This is a genomic window from Methanocella arvoryzae MRE50, from assembly GCF_000063445.1.
Taxonomy (GTDB): Archaea; Halobacteriota; Methanocellia; order Methanocellales; family Methanocellaceae; genus Methanocella_A; species Methanocella_A arvoryzae.
On the sequence record NC_009464.1, the window covers coordinates 2918863 to 2937153 of the forward strand.

Genomic DNA, 18291 nt, shown 5'->3' on the forward strand with positions numbered 1-18291 from the left:
CTCTCAGTCTGTTTCAGTCCTTGAGGACGATTTCGATGTTAATGTCCTTGGGCACCTGAATGCGCATGAGCTGCCTGAGGGCGCGCTCGTCTGCGTCGATGTCGATGAGCCTCTTGTGGACGCGCATCTCCCAGTGTTCCCAGGTTGCGCTGCCTTCGCCGCTGGGGCTCTTCCTCGACGGAACTACGAGCCTGCGAGTCGGCAGTGGTACCGGGCCGGAAATGCTGACGCCAGTCTTCTCGGCGATCTTCTTGACCTGGCCGCAGACGTCATCCAGCTTGGTGGGGCTGGTGCCGGACAGTCTAATCCTTGCTTTTTGGTTAGCCATGATTGTCACCTGTGTTTAAGATGGAGTCGGGCAATGATTGCCCGGGGCAATAAGACGCCCCAGGCAATAAAGTTTGCCCTCCCCTGCAGTCACTTATTTCGGGGTAATGTCCATGACTACGCCAGCAGCTACGGTCTGGCCCATGTCACGGATAGCGAACCTGCCCAGCTGCGGGATTTCCTTGACCTTCTCGATGACGAGAGGCCTGGTCGGCCTGATCAGGACGATTGCCGCGTCACCAGTCTTGATGAAGGGCGGGTTCTGCTCCTTGACACCACCGGTCTTGGGGTCCAGGGTGGCGAGGATCTGGGTCAGAGTGCAGGCGACCTGGGCGGTGTGGCAGTGGAACACCGGGGTGTAGCCTGCGGTGATGGCCGAGGGGTGCTGGAGCACGACGACCTGTGCCTTGAATTCGACGGCAACGGTCGGCTGCTTGTCGACGTGGCCGCAAACGTCGCCACGGCGAATCAGGTTCTTCTCAATGCCCCTGACGTTGAAGCCGATGTTGTCACCGGGGAGCGCCTGGGGGATTTCCTCGTGGTGCATCTCGATGGACTTAACTTCACCAGCGTGGCCGACACCGTCGATGCCGGGCCTGAAGATGACCTTGTCACCCTTCTTCATGATGCCGGTCTCGACACGGCCGACGGGCACTAAGCCGATACCGGAGATGGTGTAGACGTCCTGGATGGGCACACGCAGCGGGAGCTGGGTGGGCTTCTCGGGCTCCTTGAGGGCGTTGAGCGCCTCGAGGATGGTGACTCCGGTGTACCACGGGGTCTCTTCAGCGTGCTTGGCAATGTTGGTGCCCTTGAACGCCGAGGTCGGGATGAAGGGGATTTGGTCGGGCTTGAAGCCGATCATCCTGAGGATCTTGCTGACTTCTTCCTTGACCTCGTTGTACCTCTTCTGGTCGTAGTTGATCGCGTCCATCTTGTTGACTGCGATGATGAGCTGGTTGATGCCGAGGGTCTTGGACAGGAAGATGTGCTCCTTGGTCTGCTGCATGACACCATCCGGTGCTGCGCAGACGAGGATTGCGGCGTCTGCCTGGGATGCGCCAGTGATCATGTTCTTAACGAAGTCCCTGTGGCCCGGGCAGTCCACGACGGTGAAGTAGTACTTCTCGGTGTCGAACCTGCGGTGTGCGATATCGATGGTGATACCTCTCTCCCTCTCTTCCTTGAGAGAGTCCATGACCCATGCGAACTCGAAGGTTCCCTTACCCTTGGACTCAGCTTCCTTCTTGTACTGCTCAATAATGTGTGCCGGTACGGCACCGGTCTCGAACAATAACCTGCCGACAAGGGTGGACTTGCCGTGGTCAATGTGTCCGATGACTGCTAAGTTTATGTGTGGCTTGGTTGCTGCCATATTATATCCTCCAAATACTGAACGTCAAGTTTACTTGCAATCGTAAAGGCATTTGTTGTTTTTATACCTTTCGTCTCTTTCCGTTATCTCCTCACTCGAGAAAGTGCTGATTTCCTCATTCGAGGAAGTCAGACGGCTTTGGTAACTCTGCCTTGAGGCCCTTTCTCTTGCGGATGTCGATCACGATCTGGTTCTGCAGGTTCTGCGGGAGCGGGAAGAATCCGAGGAATTCGGTGTTCCACATTGCCCTGCCTTCGGTAGCGCCGCGGATGTCTCCCGCGAAACCGAACAGCTCTGCAACCGGAGCGCTGCCCTCGATAATCGAGAGGTCGCCTTCCGACTTCATGTCCAGGATCGTGCCACGCCTGCCCTGGATCTCACGGACTGCGGAGCCCATGTGGACCTGTGGGACGCTGACGAAGACCTTCTGGACCGGCTCGAGCAGAGTCGGCTGTGCGGACAGTACTGCGCCCTGGACAGCAGATCTCATCGCGGGGATAACCTGAGCGGGGCCTCTGTGGACCGCGTCTTCATGGAGCTTGACATCCATGAGCTTGATCAGGATGCCCTGAGCCGGCTCTCTGGCGAGCGGACCGTTCTTCAGCGCCTCTTCCATACCCTCGATGATCAGTTCCATGGTTTCCTTCAGGTACTGGATACCCTTGGTCATGTCGATGAGCATGTTGGTACCGTAGACGTGGGTGACGCCCTTGGCGACGTCCTTGTCCATACCGAGGCTTTCGAGAACCTTACGCCTGTCCATTTCCTGCATATTCATGGAGAAGTCGCCGTTCTTGATGGCGTCGAAGATGGGCTGGGGCATGGGCTCTACAGTAATATAGAACCTGTTGTGCTTGTTCGGGGACTTACCTTCGATAGGCCCTGCGAACTGGCCGATGGTCTCACGGTATACCACAATGGGTGGCGAGGTGATGACTTCGATGCCTCTGTCCCTGGTGATCCTCGACTTGGTGACGACTTCGAGGTGAAGCTCGCCCATGCCGGAGATCAGGTGTTCGCCAGTCTCTTCGTTGATGTCTACCTTGACGGTCGGGTCTTCCTTGGCTACCTGCCTGAGGGCTTCGACCAGCTTCGGCAGGTCCTTCATGTTCTTGGCCTCGACGGCCACGGTCATGACCGGCTCGGATACGTGCTTGATAGCCTCGAACGGGGTCATGTCGCGAACGGTGGAGCCAGTGGAGCCTACGATGGCGTTCCTGAGACCCGTGACGGCTGCGATGTTGCCGGCGGGGATCCTCTCGACTTCCATCCTCTCTGCGCCCATGGTGATGGCTACAGACTGGACCCTGTCGGTGGCTGCGGTGCCGGAGATGTACAGTTCCTGGCCTCTCTGGAGCGTGCCTGCGAACAGTCTGCCGACTGCAACTTCGCCTGCGTGGGGGTCAGTCAGGATCTTCGTTACCATGAAGACGATCTCTTCATTCGGGTTGCAGGACATGAGGTTCTTGCCGACCTTGGAGTCCTTGTCGCCCTTCCATATGACCGGGATACGGTGCTTCTGGGCTTCGAGCGGAGTCGGCAGGTAGTGCACGACAGCGTCGAGCAGAACCGCGTGGAGCGGGGACTTCTGGGACAGTTCTTTCATGTTGCCCGCCTGGCAGTAGTCGTAGACCTCGTTGAAGCCGATGCCAGTGTTCTTCATAGACGGCACGGAGACTGCCCACTTGTACAGCGCGGAGCCGAAGCAGACGTTGCCCTTGGCTGCGTCAAGCTTCAGGTTCTGCTTCTCGTAGTTTTCGGGGGACATGTTCCTGATCAGCTTGTTGACGTGGTCGATGACCTTGCCGAGCCTGACGGGCATCTCTTTCTTCTCGATCTTGAGCTCGTTGATCAGCCTGTCTACCTTGTTGATGAACAGGATGGGCCTGACATTCTCACGGAGCGCCTGACGCAGGACAGTTTCCGTCTGGGGCATGGTGCCTTCGACCGCGTCTACTACGACGACTGCGCCGTCGACTGCTCTCATGGCTCTCGTGACGTCGCCGCCGAAGTCGACGTGGCCCGGAGTGTCGATGAGGTTGATGAGATACTCTTCCCCGTTGACCTCGTGTACCATCGAGACGTTGGCTGCGTTGATCGTGATGCCTCTGGCCTGCTCTTCCTCGTCGAAGTCCATGAATAGCTGCTTACCAGCGAGGTCCATGGAAATCATGCCGGATCCTCCGAGCAGGTTGTCAGATAATGTTGTCTTGCCGTGGTCGATGTGGGCGCAGATGCCGATGTTCCGGATTCTCTCCGGCTTGTCCATCAGGTCCTTGACCCTCTCGACCATCTTCTTTCCTCTAGTCGCCATTGTGTATCCTCAATAATAAAAATGAAGGCGAAGCCTTACCTGGCTGCCTTCGCAACTCTCTCCTTCTCGTCCTTCTTGCCGACCGAGTAGCTCTTCACGTCGCCCTTGGATGCGGCGATCAGCTCGTCTGCGAGCGCGCTCTCGATGGATTTCTTAGACTTGAACGATGCCTTTTCCGCACCTGCGCATATGAACATAAGCGCCTGGTCAACTCTCCTCATCGGGGCAGTGTCTACAGACTTGGGTACGTTGATACCGCCGTACTTGAGCCTGACCGTCTCTTCCCGGGGGCCTGCGTTCTCGATAGCGTCTACGAGCACCTGTACAGGGTTCTGCTTGGTCCTGGTGGCGATGATCTCAAACGAGTCGCGGACGATGCCGTAACACTTGGTCTTTTCGCCGGTGTTGAACTCGTTGCGCATCAGCTTGTTGATGAGGCGCTCGACGATGGGCATATCTGCCTTCTTGAACTGGCGGAAAGCGGACTTGCCACCGGTGTGGGGTACTACGATGGGCTTGAGGTTGATGTACCTCTTGATGCTCGGGTCCTTGATCTGGACCTCGCTCATGTCGTACTTCCCGAAGAGCAGCAGGTTGTTGTGGTAGCTGTTCTCTACGCTGTTAGTCGTAGTTGTCTCAATAGTTTCTTCTGCCATGCTCTCACCTCAGGGGCTTGTCTCTCTTGCCGGCCACCATTTCCTCAAGCGATACGTCGTTTACCTTGAATACCCTGAAACGGACGCCCGGAATGTCACCGTACGATCCACCCATTCTGCCGCCGATGCCTTCGATGGTCACTTCGTCGTGCTCGTCGATGAAGTTGATGGCACCGTCGCCAGGACAGAATGCGGTGATCTGTCTGCCATTCTTGATGAGCTGAATTCTGATGCACTTACGGATGGCGGAGTTCGGCTGCTTGGCTTCTACGCCCACCTTCTCGAGGACGATGCCCTTTGCCTGAGGCGCGCCCTCCAGGGGGTCAGCCTTCTCGTCTAACCGCAGTACACGGCGGGCGTAATCCCTGTCACTCCACCTGTATAGTTTTCTGTCATGCACGAGTTTGCGGCATGCAAATTTCCCTATTCCCATGAATATGTCTCCTGATCTGCTTACTTCTGGTTGTTGATGACTACATCGTCCAGCTTATGATGCCTCTGCGCCAGCAGTTTCACCTTGTTGATGTTTCTGCCGTTCTTGCCGATCGCCAGCCCCTTATCCTTGGTGGCTATGTCTACGATGGCAATGCTGCGGTCCCCTCTGGTAGATATCGTTACGTTCTTTACCGCCGCCGGCTGGAACAGGTTGCGGATGAACTCTTTGGGGTCTTCAGAGTACTCTATGACTTCGATGAGCCTACCAATCTGTTTCTTGACCCTGTTGATGTTGTTACCATTTTTACCGATAGCAAGGCCCATGTCTCCCGTCTTAACGACGAACACAATCTTGCTGTCGTCTTCTACGAGTAGACAGTCCTTGGCGTGCGCTCCAGTCGTAGACTCGAAAAGCGCGATGTATTGCATCGTCTCGGTGTTGAAGGTAACATCAGGCACTCTTTACACCTCTGGCTAACGCCATGATATCAGAGTCGCCCGGCTCGAGAACCGTGACAGCAGAGACTACATAGGGCTTACCACAGATGGGTCCCAGGTCTACGCTCATGCCCGGAAACTCGTACATCGGGATGTTCGCTTCCTTGATCTGTTTCTTCACGTCGCCGGGACAGTTGGTGGCCACAATGACAAGTTTCGCTACTCCGCGCTGGCTTGCTTTGACGGCCTGCTTGGTCCCTATGAGGACCTTGCCAGTCCTTACGACGCTTCTCAGTGACTTGTCGAGATCTATTTCCATATTCTCACTTCTTTCTCGTCGTACTTACAGCTAATAGTTCTACATCACCGGTGCCTAGCTGTATTGGCTGTCCTACAATGACGTTTTCCGTGACACCGGTAAGTTCATCGACTTCTCCCGCTACGGCTGCGTCGAGGAGGTGGTTGACCGTTACCTCGAAAGCGGCCCTGGAAAGCACGCTGGCCTTCTCGCCGGATATGCCGTGTCTGCCGATCTGCTTGACTTCTCCGTCGATCGTCATCATGTCTGCTACGAGCATGATATGTCTGATGTCGACGGTAAGGCCCTGCTCGGACAGCGTATCAAGCGTTTCCTTGATAATCGCGTTCCTGGCGGCCTCGATGCCCAGCACTTCGGCAATCTCGTTGATGTTATTCGTCCCTGTCCGGGCGGGGTCGACCCCGTCGAACTGGATTACTTTCTTTAATACAGAACCCTGAGTATATATTACATACTCTTGTTCTTCCTTTCGAATAACGACACGACTGATGCCTTTGATACCTTTTAAAGGTATCGACTTGATTTTCTCGACCAGCTGAAGTAAGTCGCGGTATGAGGGCTCATCGGGATTGATCACGAGCGTGTTATCCTGAATCCTGGGCTCGTAGTCGATCTCTTCCTTGATCCTGTCTGCGACTTCCTGCATAGTCATGCCACGCTGGAAGAGCTGCTTTTCGTTGATGTCGATGATTATGCTCATGTCGGACAGGTTGGTCGAGACCACGCCCATATCGGATACGTTGGTCTCTTCCAGCTCCCAGCCGAGTTTCTTGACTGCATCCCTGTTGCCCGCGATGTCCGGGGTCATGTGGATCGTCATCATGGGGGTGGACGGCTCCCTGCGGGCGTCCACGATTTCGATGATTCTGGGCAGGCCCAGCGTGACGTTGATTTCAGCCACACCTGCGTAGTGGAAAGTACGCATCGTCATCTGGGTGCCGGGCTCGCCTATGCTCTGGGCGGCGATCATGCCGACCGCTTCGCAGTTCTGAACTCTGGCATTCTTGTACGCCAGTTCGACTTTCTCTATGATCTTGTCAAGCTGCTTGCGGGTGACCTTGACTCCCTTCAGGCGTGCCTTGAGGTCCTCGGCCATCTTGTAGGGCAGTTCGAGCTTGTCGATCTCTGCGTGAATCGTGTTTTCGGATAAGTTGCTCACTTCGAATCACCGCCGTTCAGGACGCTGTCGACGATGCTCGGGATGTTGACTCCCTCGCCGTAGTCGCTCTTCATCGGGTCCACGCCGTCCTCTCCATACAGGAACTGGACCACGACACCTCTGGTTTCCCTGACCGTGCCATCGTGTTTCACTTCGAGGTCCTGGAGTGCGTTGACGAGCCTCCTCTGCAGGTAACCGGACTGAGAAGTACGGACTGCAGTGTCGACGAGACCTTCACGGCCACCCATCGCGTGGAAGAAGAACTCGGTCGGGTTCAGGCCTTTCTTGTACGAGGACTCTACGAAGCCTCTCGCATCTGCGCCTCTGTCCCCGGCCTTGAAGTGGGGCAGCGTACGGTCGGTGTAGCCTCTCATGATACGCTCACCACGAACCGACTGCTGGCCTACGCAACCCGCCATCTGGGTCAGGTTCAGGAAGTTGCCTCTCGCGCCCGATCTTGCCATGATGACGGCAGAGTTGTCCTCCTGGCTGCCCAGGAACTTGCCTGCTATGCCACCTGCGCCGTCTCTCGCCTTGGCCAGCTCCTGCATGATACGCATTTCCAGCGTTTCTTCCAGTGTGCGGCCCGGCAGCGGCTCGAGCTCGCCGTGGTCGTGAGCCTCGATAAGCTTCCTGACCTGTTTTCCGGAGTTGAGCAGGATTTCGGTGATCTGCGCTGTGGACTCCGCCGGTATGTCCGTATCGCTGATGCCGTACGAGAAGCCTCTAGCCGTGATAGCCCTGATGGCCAGCCTGGTCACGTTGTCCAGGAAATTAGATGCAGTGTGCTCGTCGTAGGTCTTGATAATTCTGTCAAGGATCTTACCGCTGAATGCGCCGATTGCCTTTTCATCGATAGTGCCTGTCTTCAGCTCGCCGTCGGAGATCCGGACGAATGCGTCCTTCTCGCAAAGCTCTCCCTTGCATTCCTCGCAGTTCTCGCAAATCTTGGCCTTGTATGTCATGTCCAGGCCTTTGGGCAGGATCTGGCTGAAGATCTGCTTGCCGGAGTAGTACCTGATACCGTTCTCCACTTTGTAAGGCTCGGGCAGCTCGTGCACGTTCACCTTGCTCAGGATCTCCAGAGCGTCGGTCTCCGTGTATAGCCTGTAGCCCTTGGTCAGGAGGTAGATGCCCGACACGTGGTCGTGCAGGCCGCCGATGATGGGGCCGCCGAACCTCGGGGACAGAATGTTCTCCTGGACCAGCATAAGGATCCGGGCTTCCGCAAGCGCCTCCATGGTCTGCGGGACGTGCAGGTTCATTTCGTCACCGTCGAAGTCCGCGTTATACGGTGCGCAGACCGCCGGGTTCAGCCTGAACGTCTTGTGGGGCATGACCCGCACGAAGTGAGACATGATACTCATCCGGTGCAGCGAAGGCTGACGGTTGAACAGCACGATGTCGCCGTCTTTCAGCTGCCGGTCGACCTTCCAGCCGACCTCGATCTGGTCGGCCAGCTCCTCGCAGTTCTTGTCAGTGATCTTGAGCCTGCGGCCGTCGGCACGCTTGACGTAGTTGGCGCCCGGGTGGTTCTCGGAGCCACGCCTGACGTATTCCCTGACTACTTCGATGTTGAACGGGGTAACCGTTACGGGCACGGTCATCTCCTTAGCGATGCGCAGCGGGACGCCGACCTCGTTAATGCTGAGGTTCGGGTCCGGGGAGATGACGGTACGGGCGCTGAAGTTGACACGCTTACCGGATAAGCTTCCTCTGAAACGGCCTTCCTTGCCCTTGAGACGCTGGGACAGCGTCTTGAGCGGCCTGCCGGACCTGTGCCTTGCAGGAGGTACGCCGGAGACTGCGTTGTCCATGTAAGTGGTCACATGGTACTGGAGCAGTTCCCACAGGTCTTCGATGATCAGCTGGGGAGCGCCCGCGTCGCGGTTCTCCTGGAACCGCTGGTTGATCCTGATGATGTCTACGAGCTTGTGGGTCAGGTCATCTTCGGACCTCTGGCCGGACTCGAGAGTGATGGACGGACGAACGGTGACGGGCGGAACGGGCAGTACTGTCAGTACCATCCACTCTGGCCTCGCGTTCCTGGGGTCCATGCCGAAGACTTCTATATCCTCGTCGGGGATCATCTCGAGCCTGTCCCGGACGTCGGTCGGCATCAGCTTGTGGCCGTCCTCGATATAGCCGGTCGGCTTCTCGAACTTGATCTCCTTCTGCTCTTCGCCGCAGTACGGGCAGGTGGTGCCCTTGGCATCCTTGAAGACGTTCTTGACGATCTCGTCGATGGGCTGGCCCAGCCGCTGGGCAGTCTGGATCTGCCGGAGGTACTCGGCCTTGGTCTTCTCGTCCATGAGGAGCCTGCCGCACTTCCTGCAGGTCGTCCTGAGGACTTTCCTGAGGAGCCGGGCGAAGCCGACGTGAATGACGGGGGCTGCCAGCTCGATGTGGCCGAAGTGGCCCGGGCACTCGCCAGGGCGGCCGCCGCAGGTTCTGCAGCGTAAGCCCGGATCAATGACGCCAAGCCTGGGGTCCATGAGGCCCATGTCGATTGGGTAGCCGTCATCATCGTATGTGTCGGCAGTTATGATCTTGGTAACGCTCATCTTCCTGATCTCTGCCGGGGAGAGCAGGCCGAAGCGTATCTTCTTGATTCTCTTGGGGCTGGTCATCTTTTTTCCTCCTTACACTGCATCCTCGAGCTCCAGTCTCGGGGCGATACCGAGCGCCTTCATCTCGTCTAAGAGCAGCTTAAACGCGTAGCTCATCTCGATCTTGTAAATGTTGGTGTCCGCACCGCAGTTCGGGCAGTAGATAACTTTCCGCTTCTTGTCCTCTGTGGCGACCATGCCGCAGTTGTTGCAGACGTACTCGAACACCTTGTCGGACTCATCCAGGAGACGCTCTTTGAGGGCCATGGCTGCGCCGTGGCCGATCATGACATCACGTTCCATTTCACCGAACCTCAGACCGCCTTCTCTGGCACGGCCTTCGGTCGGCTGCCTCGTCAGCACCTGTACGGGGCCTCTGGACCTGGCGTGCATCTTCGAGCTGACCATGTGGTACAGCTTCTGGTACAGGATGACGCCCACGAACACGTCAGCGACGATCCTCTCGCCCGTGGTGCCGCTGTAGAAGACTTCCTTGCCCGAGTGGGAAAAGCCGAACTTCTTCAAGGTCGCCCTCATGTTCAGTTCGTCCTCGTTGTTGAAGGGGGTGCCGTCTACGAACCTGCCTTCGAGGCTGCCCATCTTGCCGCCGATCATTTCCAGCACGTGGCCGATGGTCATACGGGACGGGATTGCGTGGGGGTTGATGATAAGGTCGGGTACAAGGCCGTTCTCTGCGAAAGGCATGTCTTCCTGCTGAGCAATCAGGCCGATGACGCCTTTTTGCCCGTGCCTGGAAGCGAACTTGTCGCCCAGTTCGGGTATCCTCTGGTCCCTGGTGCGCACTTTGGCCAGCCTGCTGCCGTTCTGGGTCGCCGTGAGAATGACTGTGTCCACGATACCCTTTTCGTTGCTGCGCATGGTGACCGAGGTCTCGCGCCTCTTGAGCGGGGTGATGCCGCCCAGGTCGGTAGGCTCTTCCAGGAATCTCGGGGGGCTGGTCTTGCCTATCAATACGTCGTTCGGGCCGACTACCGTCTCCGGGTTCACTAGCCCGTCCTCGTCGAGCTGCGAGTAGAACTCCGCTTCTCTGGCGCCCCTTACCTCGGCGTCGGGCACCTCGAAGGTGTCTTCCTGGCCGCCGGGGTACCTGCGCTCCTCACCCTCAGTGGTCCTGAAGAAGTGAGAACGGCCGAGGCCCCTCTCGATGGAGCCGCGGTTGAAGACCAGCGCATCTTCAATGTTGTAGCCTTCGAAGGACAGGACTGCTACGACGAAGTTCTGGCCTGCGGGCCTCTCGTTGAAGTTGACAGCCTCTGCTGTCTGGGTGTTGACAATGGCCCTCTGCGGGTAGTGCAGGAAGTGGCCTCTGGTGTCCGGCCTGAGCTTCTGGTTAGCGGTGCTCATGCCCAGGCACTGCTTGATCATGCCTGCGCCCATCGTTACTCTCGGAGACGCGTTGTGCTCCGGGTACGGGATCATGCCTGCGGCGATGCCCAGGATCAGCGACGGGTTCAGCTCCAGGTGAGTGTGCTCAGGGGTGAGCTGGGACTCGTCGATGGCGATGAAGGTATTTTCTTCTTCCTCCGCATCGATGTACTCGATCAGGCCCCTCTTGACGAGATCGTCGAACGTGATCTCCCCTCGCCTGAGCTGATCGGTTTCTTCTGCCGTGATCATGGGCTTACCATCTTTGACGATGATCAGAGGCCTGCGAGCCCTGCCCATGTCGGTGTTGATGATGACTTCGTTGGTGAGCTTGTGGTGGGCGATATTGATCTGATTGGAGACGAGGCCCTGCCTTCTCTTCTCCCTGATGCTCTCGACGAGCTCTGTCGGGTTGTCGTGCATGCCGACGAGCGCGCCGTTGACGAATACTCTCGCCTTATTCAACTGTACCCCTCCTTAAGGGCTGAACGCCAGCTTCAAGCATGATTTTCTTGATCGATTCCTCGTCCTCTACGCCCGTCGAGAGTTCCACCGACATGGCAAAGTTCTTCACCAGACCGCAGTTCGGTCCTTCAGGGGTCTCCGAGGGGCAGATTCTGCCCCACTGGGTAGCGTGAAGGTCACGAGCCTCGAAGTGCGGCTGAGCCCTGGACAGCGGGGATATGACGCGGCGTAAGTGGGACAGCATGGCCATGTAGTCGATCCTGTCCAGAAGCTGGGACACGCCGGTCCTGCCGCCGACCCAGTTGCCCGTGGCCAGCGGGTGGATGAGCCTCTCGGTCAGGACGTCTGCCCTGACTGCCGTGATCATGTACAGCTCTCTGTTACGCATGTTGGCCCTCTCGAGCTGGTACTTGATGTCTCTGGTAAGCCTGTTGAAAGAGACCCTGAACAGGTCTTCCATCAGGTCGCCGGCGAGCTTGAGCCTCTTGTTAGAGTAGTGGTCCTTGTCATCCGGAGCCCTTCTCCTCAGAGCCAGCTCACAGCAGGCTTCGGCCATCCTGCCCAGGAAGTAAGCCTTGGTGATCCGGGACTCTGCCAGCTTCGGGTCATCCGGTCCGAGACGCTCGAAGTTCTCGGGGTTCAGGTGGGGTAGAAGGTACCTGTCGATGACGTAGAACGCCCTCTTCCTCTGGTAGTCCTTCGCCTGGCCGGCTGCGACGCGCTTGCCGATCTTCTCCATTGCCGATTCCGAAGTGTCGGCCTCTGCCTCATCCAGGTTCTCCAGCATGAACTTCTGGATCTCCGGGTCGTCCGAGACCGCGTTGACGATCTCCTGGTCAGTCTCCAGGCCCAGCGCCCTCATCAGCATGACGAGGTTCAGGCGGCCCGAGATAGACGGGAAGGAGACCTCCAGGATCGACTTGCGGCCCCTCTCCACGATCACGAGAGCCCTGTAGCCCCTGCGCTGGGAGAACACCTTGGCCACCTCGATCTGGTCGCCGTAGCGGTCGTCGTACTCGACCATGATCTTGTTGGGGGCGAGGTCTTCAAGGGTCATGATGACACGCTCGGTACCGTTGACGATGAAGTATCCGCCGGGGTCGACCGGGTCTTCGCCGTGCTTCACCCACTCGTCCGGCGTAACCCGGGCGAGGTTGCACTTGTTGCTGCCGATCATGATCGGCATCTGGCCGATGTTGACCTCTATAAAGTCACCCTCGATCTCGCCGCGGACGATAGCCATCTCGAGGAAGATCTCGGCTGCGTAGGTGATGTTTCTCAGCCTGGCCTCGGTCGGGTAGAGCGGCTCTACGGAACCGTCAGCTTCCCTGACCACCGGGTTGCCCACGCGGATCTTACCCAGCTTGACCTTTACCGGCTCGATGTTGTGCTCGATGTCCTCGATGTCCGTCTCGATGTATCCCTGCTCGTCAATGACTTTCTGCAGGCCCTGTTCCAGAAAAACGTTAAAAGAGTCAATATGATGCTGCGCAATTTTTTTACGGGTAAAATACGCTTTACTTAGTACAGTTCGGTCTAACACGGTGGATTCCCTCTTACTCGATAACGAGCCTGTATGCCACTGCCTTGCCTGCAGTCAGGCTCTTTCTGATGATCTTGATGACGTCGCCCGGCTGCGCACCGATCTGCTTGACGACTACGTCGGAGGTCTTAATCTTCGGCAACTGACCTTTAGAAATGTTGTACTTTTTCAATACTTCGGCCGCTTCCTCTTCACTCAAAAGGATGTGTTCGGGCACAAGCTCGTGCTCCAGTACGTTAAATTTTTTAGTCAACCTGCCTTCCTCCTTAAAACTGTATGGCGATTTGGCATCCCGGGGGATGCAGCCGCATCCCCCGAGGGTGTGCTGTATCCATCTGGGAACGCGCAAAATAGTTCTATAATATAGGGTGAGCGGGCTCATGGGGATTTGAACCCCAGGCCGCCTGGTTAAAAGCCAGGCGCTCTACCTAACTGAGCTATGAGCCCTCTCCGGATGATGCAACGTTGGCTGTTTTTTGTTTTTGTCAAATTTGCGACACAGATGGGATGTATCGCGGCACTCACCATACAGTTATAGAACTTATTATTTGACGGCACTATGAATAGCGCATCTAGGATTTATAGTTTTCCATGTCTAAAAATGATATGCGAACTATGGATTTAGCTATTTTCACAGCTATCACCGTATCGTAATTATCTCGTATTTATATTATGAGGTGACAGAAATAGTTAAATATCTACGCGGAAAAGAGTTTGTGCTTTGGACTATCGCCTGGCACCCAGGCTTCTTTTCCTTTTACACGGAGGTAATTAGCATACAGATCAGTATTCACGGAGCGGGCCGGGAAGTCGGCAGGTCCGCATTTCTCATCGACGATAAAATCTTGCTGGACTATGGCATCAAGCCCAGCGACCCGCCCGAATACCCTCAGGGCGACGTCCGTCCCGAGGTTGTCGTCGTGTCTCACGGTCACCTCGATCACTGCGGCGTAGTCCCAAACCTGATGGACCTGGAGCCTAAGGTCATCGCGACGCCTCCCACCAAGCAGCTGACAAGGCTTCTCGCCGAGGATACAATGGAGATAGCGGAGTCATCCCACGCCCTCGTGCCTTTCGATCCTGCGGACATGCGCCAGCTTTTGCGCCTGACCCGGGAAATGGAGTACCTTGACGCGTATGAACATGACAATCATACTATCACCCTGTTTGACGCCGGCCACATTCCCGGCAGCTCTCTCGTCTACGTGGAAAACGGGAAGCAGTCGCTGCTCTACACCGGGGACATCAAGAACACCGATACCCGGCTGCTCCGCGGCTCTAAGATCCACTACCCCGAGGCAGACGCACTAATGATCGAGAGCACCTACTTCGGCAAGGACCACCCGGACCGGCAGAAGCTGGAGGAAAAGTTCATCGAGTCCATCCGGTACACCCTTGATATTGGCGGCAACGTCGTCATCCCGAGCTTCGCCATCGGCAGGACCCAGGAGATCCTCCTCATCCTCAAGGAGCACCGCATCCCGTCATACGTCGACGGCATGGGCAGAGAAGTCACCGACATCTTCCTCAAGGAGCCCGAGTACCTCCGGGACCCCGGCAGGCTCAGGTCTGCCTACGGCTACTCTACCACTGTGAAGGGAAGCATGCGAAAATCCCTCATGGACGAGCCATGCGTCGTGGTCACCACCGCAGGCATGCTCAACGGCGGCCCCGTGCTGACTTACCTCAAGAAGATCTACGACAACCCTAAGAACAAGGTCATCCTCACCGGCTACCAGGTGGAGAACACCAACGGCCGCACCGCCCTGAACACTGGCACCATGGATCTCGACGGCGAGATCGTGAAGCTCCGCTGCCAGCTCGAGCAGTACAGCTTCAGCGCCCACAGCGGTGAATCAGAGCTCAAGGCCATCGTCAAGCACATGGTCGACAGAGGCACCACAGACGTCTTCTGCGTCCACGGCGACCGGACCGAAGAGTTCGCCGCCTGGATCAGACAGGAGTACGACGTCAACGCCTATGCCCCGAAGATCGGGGACGAGTACCTAATATAAGTACCTCTGACTAACGGTTTAAGCTCTGGCCCCGGATGGTGGGCCGCTCTTTTTTTGCTCTGCCTTCCTGCGTTCGAGCTCTTCGACGATGCGCTTGTGCTCGTCGTGGTACAGCCTGGTGTCGAAGGCTGAGAACTCGCGGAGCATCTGATCCTTCTCTTCTTTCGAGAAGTACTCCATGCTCGGGTAGAAAAAGTGGTGATCTTCCTTGTCTATGTGCTGCGGATAAAAGATCGTGATGATGTTCAGGGCTGCGATGATCTGGGCTACCGCTTCCTTGTCTCCCTTCACAAAACTGTTTTTGGCTGCCTCTATCTCGTCCACTGTCCGGCGGGCGAAGGCGTGCTCTTCGATCAGGTCTTCCAGAGTCTTCCGAAGCTCCGGGGTAATCGGCTTTTTCTCCAGGGCGGAGAAGTATATGTCCTCTTCTTTGCCGTGGTGGCAGATGTCCGTATACTGCCTCATGAAGTACACTGCAGTCTCGAGAAACACGGGGTCCACCGCGTGGGTTTCCCCTATCCAGTCCATCTCGTCTTTCATGAGGCTGATCATCCTTTCGATCAGCCTGTGCTCAATCATCAACTGCCCGATGGGTAACATGGAACCGACCTGTAATCTTTCGTCCGCTCATCCGATCGCTCGCGGGATGCACCGCAATAGCTGCCGCGCGTGCCTTTCATAATCGGCGCCCGGGATGATAACCTTTATCAAAAGATGTAAGAATCGAATCGTATAAAACGGGCAGATTATTGTCAGTTTCGCGGACGCGAAACTGGCACTATGGATATCCCGGCCTTGACGGCCGCCGGGTACTCGTACCCGCCTGATACTTGTACGCCCGCATCGGCCATTACCAGCAATACTGGTATAAACGGATCATTGACGGGCGAGTCGATAATCTGGCTAACCGTTATTAAAGTAGCCTTTCCTGGTGAGCCAGTCTGTCTGCGGACCTGTGTATCTCCAGACCACGTCGCCCTTGTCGTCCTGGATTTCCCAGGGCACGACTATGACTGTGTCTCCTTCCCTGACCCACGTCCGCTTTTTCATCTTTCCCCTGATGCGGCACATGCGGGTAATGCTGTCCATACAGGCTACCGTCACTCTGCTGCCGCCCAGCATTCCGGTAACTGTTCCTAAAATCTCTCCCAGGTCTTTCCTCGGGGTCCTGACGCGTACAACTTCTCCACCCATGCCTGCGGCCTGTGTTTTCTTAACTCGCTTCTGACTGTTTCTGTTCAAAACATCACATCTCCTATTTTATGTTCTCTGGCTGTTCCATGCACCACACCCGCCTGAATACGGCCGATAGTACACGCTATTTATGATGAGTGAAACCTGTATTCCGGTCTGACCGGATGACCAAAACAGACGGCGACCGGCTCCTTTTATATTTCTCGAGGATTACCTGCCGTGCATCTCACTCGGCCCGAAATGTCTCCGGCCGTTAAATTCTCATCAGCTCAATATAATGCAACAAATAATTTATGTTACAATATATTTAAATACTGTTCTACTATTTAAATGTGTGCAATGCCGGAAAAGCAGGGTCATCTGCGGCTTTACCCGTTACGGGCTCGCCTGGATTTCTAGCTGATGTTTTTTAGCCCTACAATCTCTTCGACGTCGACCAGCTTCCACACGGCAGTCCCGCTGTCTGACAGGATTGAGTCAAAAGGCTCGTCCGGGTGGTGTCCGAGAGCCGCAAGCGCATTGCGGGATATCTTCCGATTGCTTAACATGTCCAGGAATCTCCTGCGGGCGGCCCGGGCTTCGTCTGCCTTTTTTACCTCCTCCAGCCGGCCGGTGAGGGTGACAAACCTGTAGCGGGACATGTCCGGGGCGTACTCTTCGACTTCCACGGAAACAGCGGGACTTTTCTTGAAGTACTCGACCTTCTTGCCATATCTGGTAGATAAAAAGTACATGTGCCTCCCGTCGAACACGTACATGAACGGGGCGATGTATGTGTTGCCATCGCCCTTAAAGGCAATGCGGGCGATGAACTGCTCTTTGATCAGCTGATCGTATTCCTCCCTGGGCATCGGTGGTATTTTCAGGATGTTCACGACATCTCCTCCGGTAGCTCTGAATTTTTATAAGTGGCCTGAAATGAAAAACTCCGCCGACGGAAAAAGTGATCTCTCCCTTGTACGGGTATATGGCTTACATGATCTAAGCGATAAATATATAATCGTATAGCTACAGACCAATAAGTATATCTATTTAAATATACTAAATTTAGTTTCCGGTGAAAAAAGATGGAAAAATGTTCAAAATGCAACAGGAACGCGAGCCTTCCTTTCTATGCCATGATCGAAGGCGAGCTGGTCGTGCTCTGCTTCACCTGCGCCTGCAAAAGCTCGGGCTTGCCCGCAGAGCTGAAGGCCTGAGTCTTTTTAACAGCCTTTGTCAGGGCTGCTAATCTCTCTTTGCCCGGCTGCTCTCCCCGATAGCGGCCCGTGGCCGGCTTATCGTCGAAATGATAAGCTACGCCGAGAATTGCCCGGCATAAAAGCTTATCATGCCATATGATTTGATTCTTCTATACGCTCTGGATGTGAAGTTGATGACTCAGTTTAAGAAGCCCTCTAAAGAAGAGCTGAAGAAGAAACTGACGCCGCTGCAATACGAAGTCACTCAGGAGAGCGGCACAGAGCCGCCGTTCCGCAACGAGTTCTGGGATGACCACCGGGAAGGCATCTACGTCGATATCGTCTCTGGAGAGCCCCTGTTCAGCTCTAAGGACAAGTTCGACTCAAGCTGCGGGTGGCCCAGCTTCTCCCGGACCATCGATGAAGGCAAAGTCGAAGAAAAGCAGGACACCAGCCACGGCATGATTCGGACGGAGGTCCGCAGCAAAGAAGCTGACTCCCATCTCGGCCATCTCTTCAACGACGGCCCGGCGCCGACAGGCATGCGCTACTGCATCAACTCGGCGGCCCTGCGGTTCATCCCCAAAGAGGATCTGGAAAAAGAGGGGTACGGCAAGTACAGGAAACTTTTCGAAAAATAGGCATGCTGTATCTGCCCCGGGGCGGGCAGGTACGTCTCTCCCGATACGGCGCCCGGCGATTCGGCAATAACTTACGCCTGGTAGATATCCTCGCCCATCGGCCCTTTCACCGGCTCCTCCGCCGGCTCGACGTTGCGGTGTTCCTTTTTCCGCTGGCGCTTCTTCTTCTTTTCCTCTTCTTTTTTCTCCGGCTTCTTTTCTGGCATAGTGTCAAGCTCACTAGAATATCGGGTG

At 56.1% G+C, this 18291-nt stretch carries 19 protein-coding genes and 1 tRNA gene; 3 read left to right on the forward strand and 17 right to left on the reverse strand.

What is annotated here, in order from left to right:
- Positions 1-13: 13 nt before the first annotated feature.
- From rpsJ to RCI_RS14355, 13 genes are all read right to left on the reverse strand, one after another.
- Positions 14-328 carry a 30S ribosomal protein S10 gene (gene rpsJ / locus RCI_RS14295; protein ID WP_012037159.1) on the reverse strand — a complete coding sequence of 105 codons (315 nt, stop codon included), beginning with the start codon at positions 326-328 and terminating at the stop codon, positions 14-16.
- Positions 329-421: 93 nt separating this feature from the next.
- Positions 422-1702 carry a translation elongation factor EF-1 subunit alpha gene (tuf, locus tag RCI_RS14300; protein WP_012037160.1) on the reverse strand — a complete coding sequence of 427 codons (1281 nt, stop codon included), beginning with the start codon at positions 1700-1702 and terminating at the stop codon, positions 422-424.
- A gap of 115 nt (positions 1703-1817) precedes the next feature.
- Entirely contained in the window at positions 1818-4016 is a 2199-nt protein-coding gene (locus RCI_RS14305) for an elongation factor EF-2 (RefSeq protein ID WP_012037161.1), read from the reverse strand.
- Between the two features lie 35 nt (positions 4017-4051).
- Complete coding sequence (locus RCI_RS14310; protein ID WP_012037162.1) at positions 4052-4672, reverse strand: 30S ribosomal protein S7; 621 nt, start codon at positions 4670-4672, stop codon at positions 4052-4054.
- A 4-nt stretch (positions 4673-4676) separates the two neighbouring features.
- Complete coding sequence (locus tag RCI_RS14315; protein ID WP_012037163.1) at positions 4677-5105, reverse strand: 30S ribosomal protein S12; 429 nt, start codon at positions 5103-5105, stop codon at positions 4677-4679.
- A gap of 20 nt (positions 5106-5125) precedes the next feature.
- Positions 5126-5566: a NusA-like transcription termination signal-binding factor gene (locus RCI_RS14320; protein ID WP_012037164.1), complete on the reverse strand. Its 441-nt coding sequence runs from the start codon at positions 5564-5566 to the stop codon at positions 5126-5128.
- Positions 5559-5864, reverse strand: a complete 306-nt coding sequence (locus RCI_RS14325; RefSeq protein WP_012037165.1) for a 50S ribosomal protein L30e — start codon at positions 5862-5864, stop codon at positions 5559-5561. Before RCI_RS14325 ends, RCI_RS14320 begins: the two co-directional genes overlap by 8 nt.
- A 4-nt stretch (positions 5865-5868) precedes the next feature.
- Positions 5869-7023, reverse strand: coding sequence for a DNA-directed RNA polymerase subunit A'' (gene rpoA2 / locus RCI_RS14330; RefSeq protein WP_012037166.1), 1155 nt, complete (start codon positions 7021-7023; stop codon positions 5869-5871).
- Positions 7020-9653, reverse strand: coding sequence for a DNA-directed RNA polymerase subunit A' (locus RCI_RS14335; protein WP_012037167.1), 2634 nt, complete (start codon positions 9651-9653; stop codon positions 7020-7022). The genes rpoA2 and RCI_RS14335 overlap by 4 nt, the downstream gene beginning before the upstream one ends.
- Positions 9654-9665: 12 nt before the next feature.
- Positions 9666-11483 (reverse strand): DNA-directed RNA polymerase subunit B, encoded by a 1818-nt coding sequence (gene rpoB, locus RCI_RS14340; RefSeq protein WP_012037168.1) that lies wholly within the window; start codon positions 11481-11483, stop codon positions 9666-9668.
- A complete protein-coding gene (locus RCI_RS14345) occupies positions 11476-13026 on the reverse strand; it encodes a DNA-directed RNA polymerase subunit B'' (protein WP_012037169.1) in 1551 nt (516 codons plus the stop codon). Before RCI_RS14345 ends, rpoB begins: the two co-directional genes overlap by 8 nt.
- Positions 13027-13039: 13 nt before the next feature.
- Positions 13040-13279 (reverse strand): DNA-directed RNA polymerase subunit H, encoded by a 240-nt coding sequence (locus tag RCI_RS14350; protein WP_012034503.1) that lies wholly within the window; start codon positions 13277-13279, stop codon positions 13040-13042.
- A 120-nt stretch (positions 13280-13399) separates the two neighbouring features.
- Positions 13400-13473: transfer RNA gene (locus RCI_RS14355), tRNA-Lys, on the reverse strand.
- Positions 13474-13742: 269 nt separating this feature from the next.
- Between RCI_RS14355 and RCI_RS14360 the strand changes: the two genes are divergently transcribed.
- The gene (locus tag RCI_RS14360) at positions 13743-15041 is read left to right on the forward strand and encodes an MBL fold metallo-hydrolase (protein WP_012037170.1); all 1299 of its coding nucleotides are present in this window, start codon (positions 13743-13745) and stop codon (positions 15039-15041) included.
- Positions 15042-15059: 18 nt separating this feature from the next.
- Here the strand turns inward: RCI_RS14360 and RCI_RS14365 are convergent, their stop codons facing one another.
- The 3 genes from RCI_RS14365 to RCI_RS14375 form a co-directional block, all read right to left on the reverse strand.
- On the reverse strand, positions 15060-15641 hold the full coding sequence (locus tag RCI_RS14365) for a hemerythrin domain-containing protein (RefSeq protein ID WP_012037171.1): 582 nt from the start codon (positions 15639-15641) through the stop codon (positions 15060-15062).
- A 303-nt stretch (positions 15642-15944) separates the two neighbouring features.
- Entirely contained in the window at positions 15945-16283 is a 339-nt protein-coding gene (gene eif1A, locus RCI_RS14370; RefSeq protein WP_012037172.1) for a translation initiation factor eIF-1A, read from the reverse strand.
- Positions 16284-16630: 347 nt separating this feature from the next.
- Positions 16631-17110, reverse strand: coding sequence for a pyridoxamine 5'-phosphate oxidase family protein (locus RCI_RS14375; protein WP_012037173.1), 480 nt, complete (start codon positions 17108-17110; stop codon positions 16631-16633).
- Positions 17111-17302: 192 nt separating this feature from the next.
- On the opposite strand from RCI_RS14375, the gene RCI_RS17555 reads away from it, so the two are divergent.
- Positions 17303-17434: a hypothetical protein gene (locus tag RCI_RS17555; protein WP_269446481.1), complete on the forward strand. Its 132-nt coding sequence runs from the start codon at positions 17303-17305 to the stop codon at positions 17432-17434.
- 176 nt (positions 17435-17610) lie between these two features.
- Entirely contained in the window at positions 17611-18057 is a 447-nt protein-coding gene (gene msrB / locus RCI_RS14380; protein ID WP_012037174.1) for a peptide-methionine (R)-S-oxide reductase MsrB, read from the forward strand.
- Positions 18058-18128: 71 nt separating this feature from the next.
- Here msrB and RCI_RS17560 read toward each other — a convergent pair whose 3' ends face one another.
- Entirely contained in the window at positions 18129-18263 is a 135-nt protein-coding gene (locus RCI_RS17560; protein ID WP_269446482.1) for a hypothetical protein, read from the reverse strand.
- Positions 18264-18291: the final 28 nt, after the last annotated feature.